This is a genomic window from Pseudomonas reactans (assembly GCF_013385825.1).
Lineage (GTDB): Bacteria > Pseudomonadota > Gammaproteobacteria > Pseudomonadales > Pseudomonadaceae > Aquipseudomonas > Aquipseudomonas reactans.
This window is the reverse complement of sequence record NZ_JACAPG010000002.1, coordinates 658,031-672,606: the sequence shown is the minus strand read 5'-3', so window position 1 is coordinate 672,606 and position 14,576 is coordinate 658,031. Positions and strand designations below refer to the sequence as shown.

Here is a 14,576-nt window from a genome sequence, read left to right as displayed (position 1 = left end):
AGAGTAGGTCATCGTCAAGATTGAATTCCGAAACCCCTGTCTGCTAACGCAGACAGGGGTTTTGTCGTTTTAAGGGGTAAAAGGCGCAACGCAGGGCGTACCGCTGGTCGGTTTCCTACGTAAAAAGAGGAAACACCTCACAAAACCCTAAGATTTGCCAAGCCTTGGCCGAAAGCCTGACGAGCCATGCGTGCACCGAAATAGAGCGGCCCGAGAGTCCGCCTATACCGCTACATGGAATGTTCCACTCGGCACGCTCACCCCCCTTTGGCAAAAAGAAGTCGATGAAATGAATCTCAAGTTCAGTCATAAAATTCTGCTGGCCGCGTCAGGCGTCGTGGTTCTGGCCTTCGCGTTATTCACCCTCTATAACGACTATCTGCAACGCAGCACTATCAAGCAGAACCTGGAGTCGTCCATCCAGCAATCCGGTGAGCTCACCGCCAGCAGTGTGCAGAACTGGCTCAGTGGGCGAATACTGGTACTCGAAAGCCTCACACAAAACGTTGCCCACCAAGGCAGTGGCGCCGACCTCCCAGGTCTGGTCGATCAACCGGCATTCACCTCTAACTTCCAGTTCACCTATGTTGGCCAAACCAACGGTGTGTTCACCCAGCGTCCAGACGCAAAAATGCCCGATGGTTATGACCCTCGTCAGCGCCCCTGGTACAAACAGGCAGTAGCGGCAGATAAGCCCATGCTTACCCCGCCCTACATGGCCGCCGTAGGCGGTCAGATCGTGACCATCGCCATGCCGGTGAAGAAGAATGGTGAATTGCTCGGTGTAGTCGGTGGCGACCTGAGCCTGCAGACTCTGGTGAAGATCATCAACTCGGTAGACTTCGGTGGGATCGGCCATGCGTTCCTGGTCAGCGGCGATGGCCAAGTCATCGTCAGTCCTGATCAGGACCAGGTGATGAAGAACCTCAAGGACATTTACCCTGGTACTCAGTTACGCATCGAGAAGGTCAACCAGGATGTCGTCCTCAATGGTCAGGATCGCATTCTGTCGTTTACCCCCATAAGTGGATTGCCCGGCGCAGATTGGTACATCGGTCTGTCGATTGATAAAGACAAAGCCTACGCACCGTTGGGCAAGTTCCGTACTTCCGCGCTGATTGCCATGTTGATCGCTGTGGTCGCGATTGCCGTGCTCCTGAGTTTGCTGATTCAAGTCTTGTTGCGCCCCCTCACCACCATGGGCGTAGCGATGCAAGACATTGCCCAAGGGGAGGGTGACCTCACCCGCCGTCTCGCTGTGACCAGCAAGGACGAGTTCGGCGAAGTGGGTAGTGCCTTTAATCAGTTCGTAGAACGCATTCACGCTTCGATTTCGGAGGTGTCTTCCGCAACCCGGCAAGTGCACGATTTGTCCCAGCGTGTGATGGCCTCGTCCAATGCCTCGATCATCGGTTCCGACGAGCAGAGCGCGCGTACCAACAGCGTGGCAGCAGCGATCAACGAACTGGGCGCTGCCACCCAGGAAATCGCACGTAACGCCGCCGACGCTTCACAGCACGCCAGCGGCGCCAGTGAGCAAGCCGACGATGGGCGCAAAGTGGTGGAGCAAACCATCCTTGCAATGTCGGAGCTGTCGCAGAAGATCAGCCTGTCCTGCACTCAGATCGAGACCCTCAACGCCAGCACCGACAACATCGGCCACATTCTTGATGTGATCAAAGGCATCTCACAGCAAACCAATCTACTGGCACTCAACGCCGCCATCGAAGCGGCCCGTGCGGGAGAGGCTGGCCGAGGCTTTGCAGTGGTCGCCGATGAGGTGCGCAACCTGGCTCACCGCACTCAGGAGTCGGCCGAAGAGATCCACAAAATGATCACTTCGCTGCAAGTGGGCTCGCGTGAAGCGGTCACCACCATGAACGCCAGCCAAACCTCCAGCGAAGAAAGCGTTGAGGTCGCGAACCAAGCCGGTGAGCGCCTGGTCAGCGTAACGCAGCGGATTGTCGAGATCGACGGCATGAACCAGTCTGTCGCGGCGGCGACTGAAGAACAGACGGCCGTGGTGGAAACGCTCAACGTCGACATTAATCAGATCAACCTGCTGAACCAGCAGGGCGTGGCCAATCTCAACGAAACCCTGAAAGATTGCGATGCGTTGTCGCAGCAGGCTAATCGACTGAAGCAATTGGTCGACAGTTTCAAGATCTGACCCGCTGACTGATCAGGCAGGAGCTGGCCATCTCGCTCCTGCCGCTTATCCCAGTATCCCCCGGACATTCTCCAGGGCGCTATCGGCGAAACCCTGCACAAACTGTTCAAACCCTGTGTCTGCCCTGTCGATGGGCTCGGCAATTATTGTCCATGTCACCTTGGAGCGCCGCGTACCTAGGGCCTCCACACAGATCGCCGCCCATAGCCTGGCCACACCGAGGGTGTTGTAGATTGTGGTCCAGGTCATCTGCATGGCCTGCTCGTCCCGGCTATTGAGTTGCTCCACCACACAGTTGCCATCGCGGAAAAACTTTGTCCGCAAGGCACCCACGCCTGTACCCATCATTTCGATATGCGTCAGCGCAGGAATGAACACATTGAAGCCGGCAAATTGTCCCACCACGTCCCATAGCTGGGGGGCAGGGCAGTCGACCTCGGTAGCGGCCACTATCGGCAGGCCGATCGGGTTGCGAATTAACGTATCGGGTTGCAGTGTTTTCATAAGGTCGTCCTGAGGCGTTCATAGAAAGCCGATGGCCTCCAGGTAGTTGCAGCCCTTACTCAAGAGGGCCGGGTCTTTTTCGGGATAGCGGGCTCCCATCTGCTGGACACCCTGGCGCGCGTTGTCGTGGCGAATCATTGAGGTGTCGCTGATGTCTTCGTCGAGGCGGTCGAGATAAAAACCAAGTACGCCAAACAGTGCGTTGTCCTGGCTGACCGTTCGTAGCGATTGTTGCCATTGCGCCACACTTACCCGCTTGAAACAGTGTCCCGCGTGGCTAAAGGCATCCAGGTAGTGCGCCCAACTCAATGGCTGGGGGTTGTGCAGGTTGAACACATTCCTGTCGGCTTGAAAACGGTTGCAATGGAATGCGATGAAGCGTGCCAGGAAGTCCACCGGCATCAGGTCGAAGTTCAGCGACAGCTTCGGTAGCAGGCCCAATTGCAGTGATCCCTTGAGCATCAACATCAGGCGATTTTTCTGAGGCTGGCAGACGCCCGTGAGACTGTTGAAACTGATGTTGCCGGGACGATGGATGTTCACCCAGGCTCCGCGCTCCACGGCACGTCCCAATTGCCGCTCGGCGACCCATTTGGACAGGTTGTAGCCATTCCTGATGTACAGAGGCAGTGCGGTCGCGGCGGGCGCTTCGAGGACATAGCCTTGGGTGTCGATACTGCTCGAAGCCGACAGCGTCGAGATGAAGTTGAAGGTTTTCTTGCAGTGCGTCTCGCACAGGCGCAGGCATTCGAGGATGGGGACAACGTTATCCCGGCTCAGCGACGCGTAGTCCATCACGTGGTTGACCTGTGCCGCGTTGTGTACCAACACCCCAAAATCTTTGGCGAGTGCCTCATAGGTATCGTTGGCCAAACCCAATCGAGGCAGGCTGACATCAGCGGCAAGTACCTGCACTCTACTCAGGTCCAGGTGTTCCAGGTGATATTCGCGCAACGCTTGGATGAATCGCGCCATTGCCGACTCTCCAGATTTTTCGCGTACCACGCACGCTACTTTGGTTGCTCCAGTTGCAAGCAATGCTTCGACGATGTGGACACCCACAAAACTGTTGGCCCCCGTAACGATCATTTTGTAAGGATCGCCCGCGCAAGTTTCGGGCAGCGTGTTGAGCGACCCCTCTTGTTGAGCGTCGCGAATCGCCTGGCCGGCGTGTGTTTCGGGTCGTTCGCCATTCTCCACCCATGCTGCAAGCGTACGAATTGTCGGTGCCTCGATGAAGTGGCTTAATGAAAAGCTACGGCCGAATTCTTCGCGAAAACGCAGCAAGAGCGTCGACAGCAAAATCGAATGGCCGCCGAGGTCGAAGAAGCTTTCATCGATAGACAATTCATCCATGGGCAACGCCAGCAGCTCGACCCACAAGCGGGTCAGTTGAATCTGAAGTGGGGTTCGTGCAGTGCTGCGGGCTGTCGGCAAAGTGGGTTGGAGCGGGAGTGCCAGCAACGCCTCACGGTCGATTTTGCCGTTACTGGAACACGGTATGCGTGGCAGCTCATCCCAGGCGCCGGGCTGCATGTAGTCCGGCAGCCACTGCCGTGCATGCTGTTGCAGCGCCTTCATGCTGGCTCCTGGTTCAGGTTGCGCGGCAAAGCCACGGATCCTGCGGTCACGGTCGATCACCACTGCTACTTGTCGATACAGTCGACTGCTGCGCAGACACTGCTCAATCTCCAGCGGTTCTACCCGAAAACCACGGATCTTCACCTGATCATCTCGCCGTCCTCCCAGCACGATCCCGTCGGCGGTCCACTGCGCCAGATCGCCACTGCGATAGGCCCGCAGCGGCAGGCCGCCTGGCACGGCCAGCTCCACAAAAGGATTGGCAGCCTGTGACGAGGCGTTCACATACCCCAGGCTAACTCCGGGGCCGACGATATACACCTCACCCATCACCTCCTCATCCACCGGTTGCAGGTGTTCATCGAGGATCAGCACCTGGCTGTTGGCGATGGGGTGGCCGACGTTGCGATTGCTGTCACTGGGGCGCAACGTCCGATGGGTGATCAGCACTGTGGCCTCCGTAGGCCCATAGAGGTTATGGAACTGGCACTGCGCTGAAAGGCGTTCGATCACATGGGGTTCGCACACATCTCCACCCGTCAGCAGGTGCTTCAGGTGCAGCGGTCGATCGGGCGGCAGGATGCTCAGCAGCGCAGGCGGAAGAAAGGCGTGGGTGACGCGCTGCCGGTGCAGCAGGTCCAGAAGCTGTTGAGGGTCTTGTCGTTGCTCTGCACTGGGGACAATCAACGTGGCGCCCGCTATCCAGGCGGGGAAAACATCGATCAGCGATGAGTCGAAGCCCAACGACGAGAACTGCAAGACGCGGCTCTGTTCATCCAGACTCACACAGGACCTGAACCAGGCCGTGAAATGTGCCAGGTTCGCTTGGCTGAGTAACACGCCTTTGGGTTGCCCGGTGGTGCCCGATGTAAAGAGAACCAAGCAGGGCGCATCGGCATGACCGTGTAGGCTCGCCAACGACCGTGTGAGGTCGACGTCGTGTAGATCATGGCTGCTGACATCCAATGAGATGAAACGCGCTCTTAATGGATGCTGACCGGCGTCCAGCAATACCTGGGCGCCTGCGCTTTCAAGCATGGCCTGATGGCGTTGAGTAGGGTGGTCGGGATCCAACGGCAGGTACGCCGCTCCACAGCCCAGCACGGCAAGAATGCTGGCGTACGCTCCGATGGTTTTTTCCAGGCAGACACCAACGACTGCGGGTGTTTGTCCCGTCACCAACAAGGGCTGCAAGCGCTGCTGAATTGCCAGTGCGTGAGCATGTAACTGACGATAGGTCACTTCACTGGCACCGATCTTCAATGCGGGCCGGTCGGCAAAAGTATGAAGGCTCGCCTGCAACCGATTGATCAGTGGCACTCGGGCAACCTCTATCACAGTAGGATCTGCGGTGTGATTGAACCGATGGGTGAATGCCAGCGCCTCCAGCGTTTCCAGGCTTTGTTCGGGCCAGCCATTGGCGAGCGCATTCAATTCGAAATAACCAGGGTCTCGCGAGAAGCCACTGATGTGCAGCGTGGCCCATTCCACTAATTCGCGGGTGACGCGCCGGCGTAGCCTTTGACCGTTGCCACTGGGTTCATCGGCTATATCCAGTACTGCCAATAACGTTCGGTCTGGCCCATAGGCGCGCAGTTGCAGCGCGGGCAGCCCGCAGTCGGTTACCGGGCCGACGGCCACACGCAGGCTTAATCTTGGGGTCGGGCTTGTGTTGTCCTGTACCGACTGACCTCCGTCATCGATGCACAGGTCGACGCCCTTGTTGCCCGTGATATGCCCATACTGTTCCAGCGCTTGTCTGACGGCCTCCAAGGCGTCGCTGGCGCCGGTAAATCCAATGCTCAGCCGCCTCATGCCACCCTCCCCGACTCTGGCAGGTAATCGCTCAACGCCTGCGCCACGCTCGGCGTTTGCAGCAAACCGCTGTGTTGCAGGAAGCCAAGGATATTGCCCATCAATGGGTGCTGGCGGGTGATAGGAAAGGCCTGTGCCGCAACTTCAGCGCGTAACGCGTCGCGTAGGCTGACGCTGATGTCGAGGTGTCCGATCAAGTACAGGTCGAAGTTTTTTTGCAGGTCGTTCGTCAGGTACTGGGCCAGGAAAATCGGCAGTACCTTGGCGATGTTATTGCGGTCCTCATCGCTCGCGGTTTGCCAATACAGGCGTACGAGCCGTACCCAGAATTGAGCGTGGCGGCCCTCATCAAACAGGTGGTCGGCCATCAAACCGCGGATGGAGGCTTTCACGCTGGTGTCCTTGGCGAATGCCGCCACATCGTGGGTCACGGTGTTTTCAGCGATTGCCACGCCAATCAGCGCGACAGCATCGCGCAGATGAGCAGGTGCCAACGCCTGTGCCGTGGGCAGCGCGCGGCTCAACTCTATTTCTGTGGGCAGTTCCAACGGTTGTACGCCGGTCATGGCCACGGTTTGCTGCAGGAAATCCAGCGCAACCAGTGCGTGATAATCCTCGTCCACGACGACGGTCATCGCATCCACGCGGCAGGCCAGCGGGAAGGGCACCGCGAAGCGATTCTTGGCGATGCTGCGTGCAGTCTTGTCGACGATCTCGGTCTCGAATATCACCACGTCGTTGATGAATTTGTAAAAGCTCTGCACCAGTACAAAATCGCGCCACTGGGGGCAGTGCTCAAGGAAGGTCGAACAGAGCACCAGGGGCTGACGGCACAGCGGGTAGATCAGTTTGTCATCGCTCTCCAGCAAGCGTCGAGGCCGTGTGCGGATGGTTGCGCGGCGCTCCCAGTCATCGGCGATGGCTTGGTAATCGCCGGCGTTCATGGGTGCACCTCTTGCAGCGAGGCCTGAAGTTCATCCCAGAGCGCGAGACGGCTTTGCACGGCAGCGAGTGCGGCATCGTTGGCCTGTTGCGGATACGTCGGGTCTGCACTGGTCAGGCGATCGAGCAACTGCTGCGCCGCTGGCCCGTGTTCCTTGGCGTCCAACTCGATGTGGCGCTTGAGGTAAGCGCACAAGGTCGGCGCCTGACGATGAATGAAATCATCAGATTGCAGGATGCGTTCGAACATCCCTGGGATGACATGCTCGCGGCCGTGCAGGAAGGTGGCCGCCACACAATGGGTCGGCGCATTCAACGCAAGGTGCAATGTGTCGTTGACGAAGCGGCTGACGCCGGTAGGAACCTCGACCTGACGCAAGGCTGCCGTGGCCCCCAGGCCTTGACGTTGCAGCGCAACAAAGTGGTTGATGGACGAGGTGTTGGCGCCCACTTCCGCCATGGCTTCCAAGTACAGTTCGAAATGGCTGCAATAGCCTTTCACGGGATGTTCGTCTGACTCCTCACCCAGCACGATCTCATTGATCAGCCGCGCTGCTTGCGGGTCCGCAGGTGGTAGCCAGGGCAGGCGAGTGCAGGTCAGGTCCTGTTGCAGGCGTTTTGCGAGGGTCATGAAATCCCAGACGGCAAATACATGACTTTCCATAAAAAGTTGTAACTTGCGCAGGGAAGTTATTTCTGAAAATAACGAATGGTTATATAACTGCATTTTTGCTGTTTCAAGTGAAGGATGATGCATGGTTGATGCCTATAAGTTGTTGCGTCTGCTGTGGATAAACAGCGATGAGTTTGCAGCAGTCGGGCGTGCGCAGGTATAAGCCAACTACCGGCGCGCAGGGCGCAAAACGATAGACGCCGTGACGCCAAACGGAGTGGTTAAGTAATGAGAAATAATAAGCGTGTTAAAGAGAGGGGCGAACTACAAATATATTAGAAGTTTTTCTAAATAATATAGGTTGTAAGTTGGCTGCTTAGATCGCAGTGGGAAGTTTCTTCGCAGGGGGCACTAACCTCAGTGAGTGCCCCTGCAATATTGGAAGGTCCGGACAGGCGCGCTCATTACCTTATTGCGTGATTTTCTCGCTGTGGGCATCCAAGCCATTGAGATACGCCGTGATCACCTCCATGCCTCGCATCAAGTGATTGCGCAGCGTCAGGATGCTTTCCTGGGTTTTCTTTTGCGCCACGAGGCTCAGCAGTTCGCGGTGGTCTTCCTGGGACGTCTCGCCCAAACCCATGGCCTCAAGGTTGTACCTCAGGAATCGTTCCTCCTCGTTCAAGCCGTGCTCCACCAATTTGAGCAGCCGCTGGTTTGGGGCCTTGCCATAAAGCGCCATGTGGAAAAGACGATTGAGGCGTCCAATTTCGGCGTAGTCTTTTTCCTGTTCGAGCGCACAAATAAAGGCCTCCGCTTCCACGATATCGGCTTCGGTGAGCAAGGGAATCGACAGGCGCAGAGCTTCAGACTCCAGCAACATCCGCAGTTCATAGGTCTCGGCCGAATTGTCTTCGATCAACGGTGCAACGACGGCGCCCTTGTGGGTCACTACATGCAACAGTGACTGGGATTCCAGCTGGCGTAAGGCTTCGCGTACCGGCATGCGACTGACCCCGAACAGGCTCGCCAACTCTTGTTGGCGCATGGCAGTACCACAAGGTAAACGGCCATCCAGGATGGCGTTGCGCAAGGTTTCTTCAATTACTGAGCGAGCGAGATGGGCGGGAATAGGGCCGCTGATCTTTATGCTGTTCAAAGGGGTCGGCTTCTGCGTCACGGTTACGCTATCCTCCTTATTAAAATGGGTGTGCTTAATTGGATCCAATGCACACTAGAGACTGCCCGTAAGCTTGTCAAACGGGCACAGTTTCGGCTTGTAAGCGTTTCAACATCGCGCTCCCCGCGCCCACAGCCTGCATTTATGCCGCCTTACACAGTCAGGTTCATCAAGCCTGCTTAAGAGCCGTCAATGGCAACAGCAGTTCCTATCTATTGAACACTCTACCTCTGCGGTTTATTCCCCCCGGTTGCCAGCCGATCCGGGATTGGGCGGCACATTCCTGTATATCGATATTCGCTAACGGTATTTAAATTGCCGTTCTTATATCTATAAAGTCACTCTCCTGTCTGACCGGGAGTGACCTCATGTCCGCCACCTCTACTGTTCCAACAGCGACCGCTACCGCCCAAACCTTCGAGATTCGTCCATTGTCTGGCAGTGTCGGCGCCGAGATCATTGGTCTGGACTTGTCGCGACCGGTCAACGACCAGGATTTTGCGCGCATTCATCGCGCGCATCTGGACCATCATGTCGTAGTGTTCCGCGACCAGCGTATCACCCCCGAGCAGCAGATCGCCTTCAGTCGCCGCTTTGGCGTGCTGCAGATCCATGTACTCAAACAGTTCCTGCTGGCCAACCACCCGGAAATCCTGATCGTCTCCAACATCATCGAAAACGGCCAGTCCATCGGCCTGGGAGACGCGGGTAAGTTCTGGCACTCGGACCTGTCCTATAAAGAACTGCCGAGCCTGGGTTCGATGCTGCATGCCCAGGAGTTGCCCTCTGAAGGTGGCGACACCTTATTCGCCGATATGCACAAGGCCTGGGACCAACTGCCCGAGCACCTGCGCAGGGCAATTGAGGGCCGCAGCGCCGCGCACTCCTACACCGCGCGCTACAGCGAAACCAAGTTCGAAGGCAACTGGCGCCCCACATTGACCCCCGAACAGCTCGCCCAAGTCGCCGAAGTGGTGCACCCCATCGTGCGCACCCATCCAGAAAACGGCCGCAAGGCACTGTTCGTCAGCGAAGGTTTCACCACGCGCATCGTCGGCCTGCCGGAAGACGAAAGCCGCGACCTGCTGGCCCAACTCTACGCCCACAGCGTGTTGCCGCAAAACATCTACCGCCACCAATGGCAGCCCCATGACCTGGTGTTCTGGGACAACCGCTCGCTGATCCACCTGGCCGCCGGTTGCCCGAGCCATCTGCGCCGCAAGCTGTTTCGCACCACCATCCAGGGCGACGCGCCTTTCTGATTCGGAGCATGACCATGTCCAGGAACATTCCATTCGCACGACTGGCCGCGACTGTCGGCCTGGGTATCAGCCTGTTGGCCGGTAGCCTGGTTGCACCTTCGGCCGCGCAGGCCGAAGGTGAGATCCGTATCGCCGAACAGTTCGGCATTGTTTACCTGTTGCTCAACGTAGTGCGCGACCAGAACCTGATCGAAAAATACGGCAAGCAGGAAGGCATCGACATCAAGGTCGATTGGACCCAGCTCTCCGGCGGCGCCGCCGTCAATGACGCGCTGCTCTCCGGTTCCATTGACATTGCCGGTGCCGGTGTCGGCCCGCTGCTGACTATCTGGGATCGCACTCACGGCAAGCAGAACGTCAAGGCCGTCGCGTCCCTCGGTAACTTCCCTTACTACCTGGTGAGCAACAATCCCAAGGTCAAGACCATCGCCGACTTCACCGAGAAGGACCGCATTGCCGTGCCGGCGGTGGGCGTGTCGGTGCAGTCGCGCTTCCTGCAATATGCCGCTGCCAAACAGTGGGGCGATAAGGAATTCAACCGCCTCGACAAGTACACCGTCGCCGTTCCTCACCCTGACGCCACCGCAGCATTGATCGCCGGCGGCACCGAGCTGACCGGGCATTTTTCCAACCCACCGTTCCAGGACCAGGCCCTGGCCAATCCGAACGTGCATGTGGTGCTGAACACCTACGACCTGCTCGGCCCGAACTCGCCGACTGTGCTGTTCGCCACTGAGAAATTCCGCAACGACAACCCGAAAACCTACAAGGCGTTCGTGGAAGCGTTGAGCGAAGCCGCGCAGTTCGCCCAGAACGACAAAGGCGCGGCGGCCGATACCTACATCCGTGTGACCAAGGCCAAGATCGACCGCGCCGAGCTGCTGAAAATCATCGACAACCCGCAATTCGAATTCAGCGTCACGCCGAAAAACACCTACCCGCTGGCGGAATTCCTCTACCGCGTCGGCGCCATCAAGCACAAGCCTGAATCGTGGAAGGACTACTTCTTCCAGGACGCCAAGCCCCTGCAAGGAAGTTGAGATGAACGCGCCCTTGCAAGGCCACACGGCTAGCAACCTGCATACCACTGCCCCGTTGCTGGCGGTGGATCACGTCAGCCTGGAATACCGCACCCCGGAGCGCGTGGTGCGGGCCACCCACCAGGTCAGTTTCGAGATCGACCCGGCTGACCGCTACGTGCTGCTCGGCCCGTCGGGCTGCGGCAAATCCACGTTGCTCAAGTCCATCGCCGGGTTTATCAAGCCCTGCGAAGGCGAGATCCGCCTGTTGGGGCAAAAGGTCGAACAACCGGGCCCGGACCGCATCGTGGTGTTCCAGGAATTCGACCAGCTGCCACCGTGGAAAACCGTCAAACAGAACGTGATGTTTCCGCTGCTGGCCTCGAAAACCTTGAAGCGCGCCGAAGCTGAAGAGCGCGCGCTGCACTACCTCGACAAAGTCGGGCTCACCGCCTTTGCCGACGCTTACCCACACACCCTGTCCGGGGGGATGAAAGCCCGTGTCGCCATCGCCCGTGCTTTGGCCATGCAGCCGAAAATCCTGCTGATGGACGAACCCTTCGCCGCCCTCGACGCGCTGACCCGGCGCAAGATGCAGGAAGAATTGCTGCTGCTCTGGGAAGAGGTGCGCTTCACCCTGTTGTTCGTGACCCACTCCATCGAGGAGGCGCTGGTGGTGGGCAATCGCATCCTGTTGCTGTCGCCCCATCCGGGTCGCGTGCGCGCCGAAATCCACAGCCATCAATACGACCTGCACAGCCTCGGCGGCGTGGAATTCCAGGCCTCGGCGCGGCGCATTCATCGCTTGCTGTTCGATGAGGCGCCCGAGGCCGAGCGTGAGTTGGGTTTCGCTGACATCCGCATCGCGTATTAAGGGGAACATCCATGCGCCAGGAATATGAAATTACCCTAGAACCGCTGCTCAGCGTCCCTGTGGAGCGCGAACTGCCCCTACGTCAGCGCCTGTGGCAACAAGGCTGGCTGCGCAAGGGCCTGATCCTGATCGTGCTCGCGATTCTCTGGGAAGCCGTTGCACGCTACCAGAACAACGACCTGTTGTTGCCGAGCTTCCTGCAAACCTTTCACGCGCTGTACGACGGCCTGCTCAGCGGCGAATTGTTGAGCAAGGTCAGCATTTCGCTGGTGGTGCTGATCAAGGGTTACCTGATCGGCATCGTGCTGGCGTTCGCCCTGACCACCTTGGCGGTGTCGACCCAACTGGGCCGCGATCTGCTGAGCACCCTGACGTCGATGTTCAACCCGCTGCCGGCCATTGCGCTACTGCCACTGGCGCTGCTGTGGTTTGGCCTGGGGCAGAACAGCCTGATCTTTGTGCTGGTGCACTCGGTGTTGTGGGCGCTGGCGCTCAACACCTATTCCGGGTTTCTCGGCGTGTCTGAAACCCTGCGCATGGCCGGGCGCAACTATGGCCTCAAGGGCATGCGTTTTGTGCTGTTCATCCTGATCCCGGCGGCACTGCCGTCGATCCTCGCAGGCCTCAAGATCGGCTGGGCATTTGCCTGGCGCACGTTGATCGCCGCCGAGTTGGTGTTTGGGGCCACCAGCGGCAAGGGCGGCCTGGGGTGGTACATCTTCCAGAACCGCAACGAGCTGTACACCGACAAGGTGTTTGCCGGATTGGCGGTGGTGATCCTGATCGGACTGCTCGTGGAAAACCTGGTATTTGACACCTTTGAGCGCCTGACCGTGAAGCGTTGGGGGATGCAGCGCTAAACAGGAATGATTGCTCTTTGCCCGACGTGAGCCCGATAATGCCGACCGAATCTGACGCCACCCTGGCGTCAGGCGTACCCGGTAAAAGGATTTACGACGATGCGGTTTTTTGTCTTGGCAGCAGCCTTGTTATTGTCGACCTCGGTCTTCGCGGAGTTTGTGCCCGAGGTGGTCAGCATGCCCAAGCCGCTTTATCCCAGTCACCTGACCTTCAGCCAAGGGCATGCACGCATCAGCTTGAATATTCACAACGACGGTACGGTCAGCGATGTCAAAGCGCTCAGCGCCACCAAGCCGGCGTTTGGTGAGGCTGCCGTGGCTGCGGCTACACTCTGGCGCTTCAAACCTTGGACGGTCAGTGCCGATCGGCCGGCGGTGCTCGACGCGCAGAACGATATGATTTTCACGCCCGAACCACCGAAGAAAGAAACGACTCAACTGACCTTCACCCAAACCACCTACCAATCCTGCAGTGCACTGACGGAAGAAGTCAGCCAGTTCCGTCGTGAGCATCCCACCCGGCCGTTGATTGCGATGAAGAGCTTTGCCATTACCCGGGTGGCGGTGATGTTCCCGGCGTTGAGCGGCAAAAGCGATTACAACGAAGGCCTGACGCGCGCCGACGAACTGGAAAACTCCCTGCCGGACATCGTGCGCAAATGCCAGGCTCATCCCAAGGCCGCCTACGCGGATTACCTGCCGCGCAATTTGAAGCGTTACCTGTAAAGCCTGCTACGATTGCGCCCAGTTCACTCTCCATGGGTCACGAGTGCTTGGCATGCAACTACCGGACATGAACCTGCTGGTCGCCCTCGACGCGTTGCTCGACGAGGGCAGTGTGGTTGGCGCCGCGCGCCGCATGAACCTCAGCCCGGCGGCCATGAGCCGCACTCTTACGCGTATCCGCGAAGCCGTCGGCGACCCGATCCTGGTGCGCGCCGGTCGCGGACTGGTGCCGACGCCCAAAGCCTTGCAGTTGCAAGGCCAGGTGCGCAACGTGGTGGAACAGGCGGCGCTGCTGTTCCGTTCGGCGGACCAAGTGGATTTGAGTACATTGCGCCGTCGCTTCAGCGTGCGCGCCAATGACTTTTTCATCGGCGTGTACGGCGGTCGCCTGTTCGACACCATGGAGCGCATGGCGCCATTGTGCGAGCTGTGCTTCGTGCCCGAGGGCGACACCGACGACGAAGCCCTGCGTGAAGGCCGGTTGGATTTGCGCGTGAGCAACACAATGCCGGTCACCCCCGAAGTGAAGGTGCAGAACCTGTTCTCCACCACCTTCGTCGGCTTGGCGCGGGAAGATCATCCGTTGTTCGACGAAGAAATCACCGCCGCACGTTTTGCCAGCTATTCCCACATCAGCATCTCGCGGCGCGGCATTGCCCGTGGGCCGATCGACACCGCGTTGAATGCCCAGGGCCTTGAACGCCGCGTGGCGATGATCGCCCCCGGTTTTCACGGCGCGATGTTCATGCTGCCCGATTCCGACCTGCTGCTGCCGGTGCCCAAGGAAGCGCTGTTGAGCGCCAATCGCCTGAAGCTGCCCCTGCGGTCGTTCGCGTTACCGATCTCCCTGCCGACGCTGGTCTTGGCCCAGTCCTGGCACCCGCGATTCGACAAAGACCCTGCCCATAAATGGCTGCGCGAGACCATGCGCGAGAGTTGCCACGCTACGTGGCTCGAAGCGCAGCCCGTCTGATCGTTGCGTCTGATGCACTTATATCCTGCCAACAAGTAACTTTTTGTCATGTGTGTG

Annotated in this window: 12 protein-coding genes; 7 read left to right on the top strand and 5 right to left on the bottom strand. The window is 58.5% G+C overall.

Annotated elements, in window-relative coordinates; genetic code table 11:
- Positions 1-289 precede the first annotated feature (289 nt).
- Positions 290-2,170, top strand: coding sequence for a methyl-accepting chemotaxis protein (locus HX868_RS03115; protein WP_177001873.1), 1,881 nt, complete (start codon positions 290-292; stop codon positions 2,168-2,170).
- Positions 2,171-2,215: 45 nt separating this feature from the next.
- On the opposite strand, the gene HX868_RS03110 is transcribed toward HX868_RS03115, so the two are convergent.
- From HX868_RS03110 to HX868_RS03090, 5 genes are all read right to left on the bottom strand, one after another.
- The gene (locus HX868_RS03110) at positions 2,216-2,674 is read right to left on the bottom strand and encodes an SRPBCC family protein (RefSeq protein WP_177001872.1); all 459 of its coding nucleotides are present in this window, start codon (positions 2,672-2,674) and stop codon (positions 2,216-2,218) included.
- Positions 2,675-2,692: 18 nt separating this feature from the next.
- Positions 2,693-6,070, bottom strand: coding sequence for an amino acid adenylation domain-containing protein (locus HX868_RS03105; RefSeq protein ID WP_177001871.1), 3,378 nt, complete (start codon positions 6,068-6,070; stop codon positions 2,693-2,695).
- Positions 6,067-7,014, bottom strand: a complete 948-nt coding sequence (locus HX868_RS03100) for a diiron oxygenase (RefSeq protein ID WP_177001870.1) — start codon at positions 7,012-7,014, stop codon at positions 6,067-6,069. Before HX868_RS03100 ends, HX868_RS03105 begins: the two co-directional genes overlap by 4 nt.
- Positions 7,011-7,769 (bottom strand): DUF3050 domain-containing protein, encoded by a 759-nt coding sequence (locus HX868_RS03095; protein WP_177001869.1) that lies wholly within the window; start codon positions 7,767-7,769, stop codon positions 7,011-7,013. The genes HX868_RS03100 and HX868_RS03095 overlap by 4 nt, the downstream gene beginning before the upstream one ends.
- 325 nt (positions 7,770-8,094) lie before the next feature.
- Positions 8,095-8,805 carry a GntR family transcriptional regulator gene (locus HX868_RS03090; protein ID WP_177001890.1) on the bottom strand — a complete coding sequence of 237 codons (711 nt, stop codon included), beginning with the start codon at positions 8,803-8,805 and terminating at the stop codon, positions 8,095-8,097.
- A gap of 368 nt (positions 8,806-9,173) precedes the next feature.
- On the opposite strand from HX868_RS03090, the gene HX868_RS03085 reads away from it, so the two are divergent.
- The 6 genes from HX868_RS03085 (at position 9,174) to HX868_RS03060 (ending at position 14,519) form a co-directional block, all read left to right on the top strand.
- Positions 9,174-10,067, top strand: a complete 894-nt coding sequence (locus tag HX868_RS03085) for a TauD/TfdA dioxygenase family protein (protein ID WP_177001868.1) — start codon at positions 9,174-9,176, stop codon at positions 10,065-10,067.
- A gap of 14 nt (positions 10,068-10,081) precedes the next feature.
- Complete coding sequence (locus HX868_RS03080) at positions 10,082-11,107, top strand: ABC transporter substrate-binding protein (RefSeq protein ID WP_177001867.1); 1,026 nt, start codon at positions 10,082-10,084, stop codon at positions 11,105-11,107.
- Between the two features lies 1 nt (position 11,108).
- A complete protein-coding gene (locus tag HX868_RS03075; protein ID WP_016976700.1) occupies positions 11,109-11,960 on the top strand; it encodes an ABC transporter ATP-binding protein in 852 nt (283 codons plus the stop codon).
- A gap of 11 nt (positions 11,961-11,971) precedes the next feature.
- On the top strand, positions 11,972-12,820 hold the full coding sequence (locus HX868_RS03070) for an ABC transporter permease (RefSeq protein ID WP_012721565.1): 849 nt from the start codon (positions 11,972-11,974) through the stop codon (positions 12,818-12,820).
- 99 nt (positions 12,821-12,919) lie between these two features.
- The gene (locus HX868_RS03065) at positions 12,920-13,546 is read left to right on the top strand and encodes a TonB family protein (RefSeq protein ID WP_177001866.1); all 627 of its coding nucleotides are present in this window, start codon (positions 12,920-12,922) and stop codon (positions 13,544-13,546) included.
- Positions 13,547-13,598: 52 nt separating this feature from the next.
- On the top strand, positions 13,599-14,519 hold the full coding sequence (locus tag HX868_RS03060) for a LysR family transcriptional regulator (RefSeq protein WP_033900092.1): 921 nt from the start codon (positions 13,599-13,601) through the stop codon (positions 14,517-14,519).
- The last annotated feature ends 57 nt before the right edge of the window (positions 14,520-14,576 follow it).

What these genes read in the sequence shown, in the direction of transcription:
- HX868_RS03060 (WP_033900092.1), top strand. Translation starts at nt 13,599, where the DNA reads ATGCAACTACCGGACATGAACCTGCTGGTCGCCCTCGACGCGTTGCTC.
- HX868_RS03105 (WP_177001871.1), bottom strand. Translation starts at nt 6,070, where the DNA reads ATGAGGCGGCTGAGCATTGGATTTACCGGCGCCAGCGACGCCTTGGAG.
- HX868_RS03075 (WP_016976700.1), top strand. Translation starts at nt 11,109, where the DNA reads ATGAACGCGCCCTTGCAAGGCCACACGGCTAGCAACCTGCATACCACT.
- HX868_RS03080 (WP_177001867.1), top strand. Translation starts at nt 10,082, where the DNA reads ATGTCCAGGAACATTCCATTCGCACGACTGGCCGCGACTGTCGGCCTG.
- HX868_RS03115 (WP_177001873.1), top strand. Translation starts at nt 290, where the DNA reads ATGAATCTCAAGTTCAGTCATAAAATTCTGCTGGCCGCGTCAGGCGTC.
- HX868_RS03085 (WP_177001868.1), top strand. Translation starts at nt 9,174, where the DNA reads ATGTCCGCCACCTCTACTGTTCCAACAGCGACCGCTACCGCCCAAACC.
- HX868_RS03110 (WP_177001872.1), bottom strand. Translation starts at nt 2,674, where the DNA reads ATGAAAACACTGCAACCCGATACGTTAATTCGCAACCCGATCGGCCTG.
- HX868_RS03065 (WP_177001866.1), top strand. Translation starts at nt 12,920, where the DNA reads ATGCGGTTTTTTGTCTTGGCAGCAGCCTTGTTATTGTCGACCTCGGTC.
- HX868_RS03070 (WP_012721565.1), top strand. Translation starts at nt 11,972, where the DNA reads ATGCGCCAGGAATATGAAATTACCCTAGAACCGCTGCTCAGCGTCCCT.
- HX868_RS03100 (WP_177001870.1), bottom strand. Translation starts at nt 7,014, where the DNA reads ATGAACGCCGGCGATTACCAAGCCATCGCCGATGACTGGGAGCGCCGC.
- HX868_RS03095 (WP_177001869.1), bottom strand. Translation starts at nt 7,769, where the DNA reads ATGCATCATCCTTCACTTGAAACAGCAAAAATGCAGTTATATAACCAT.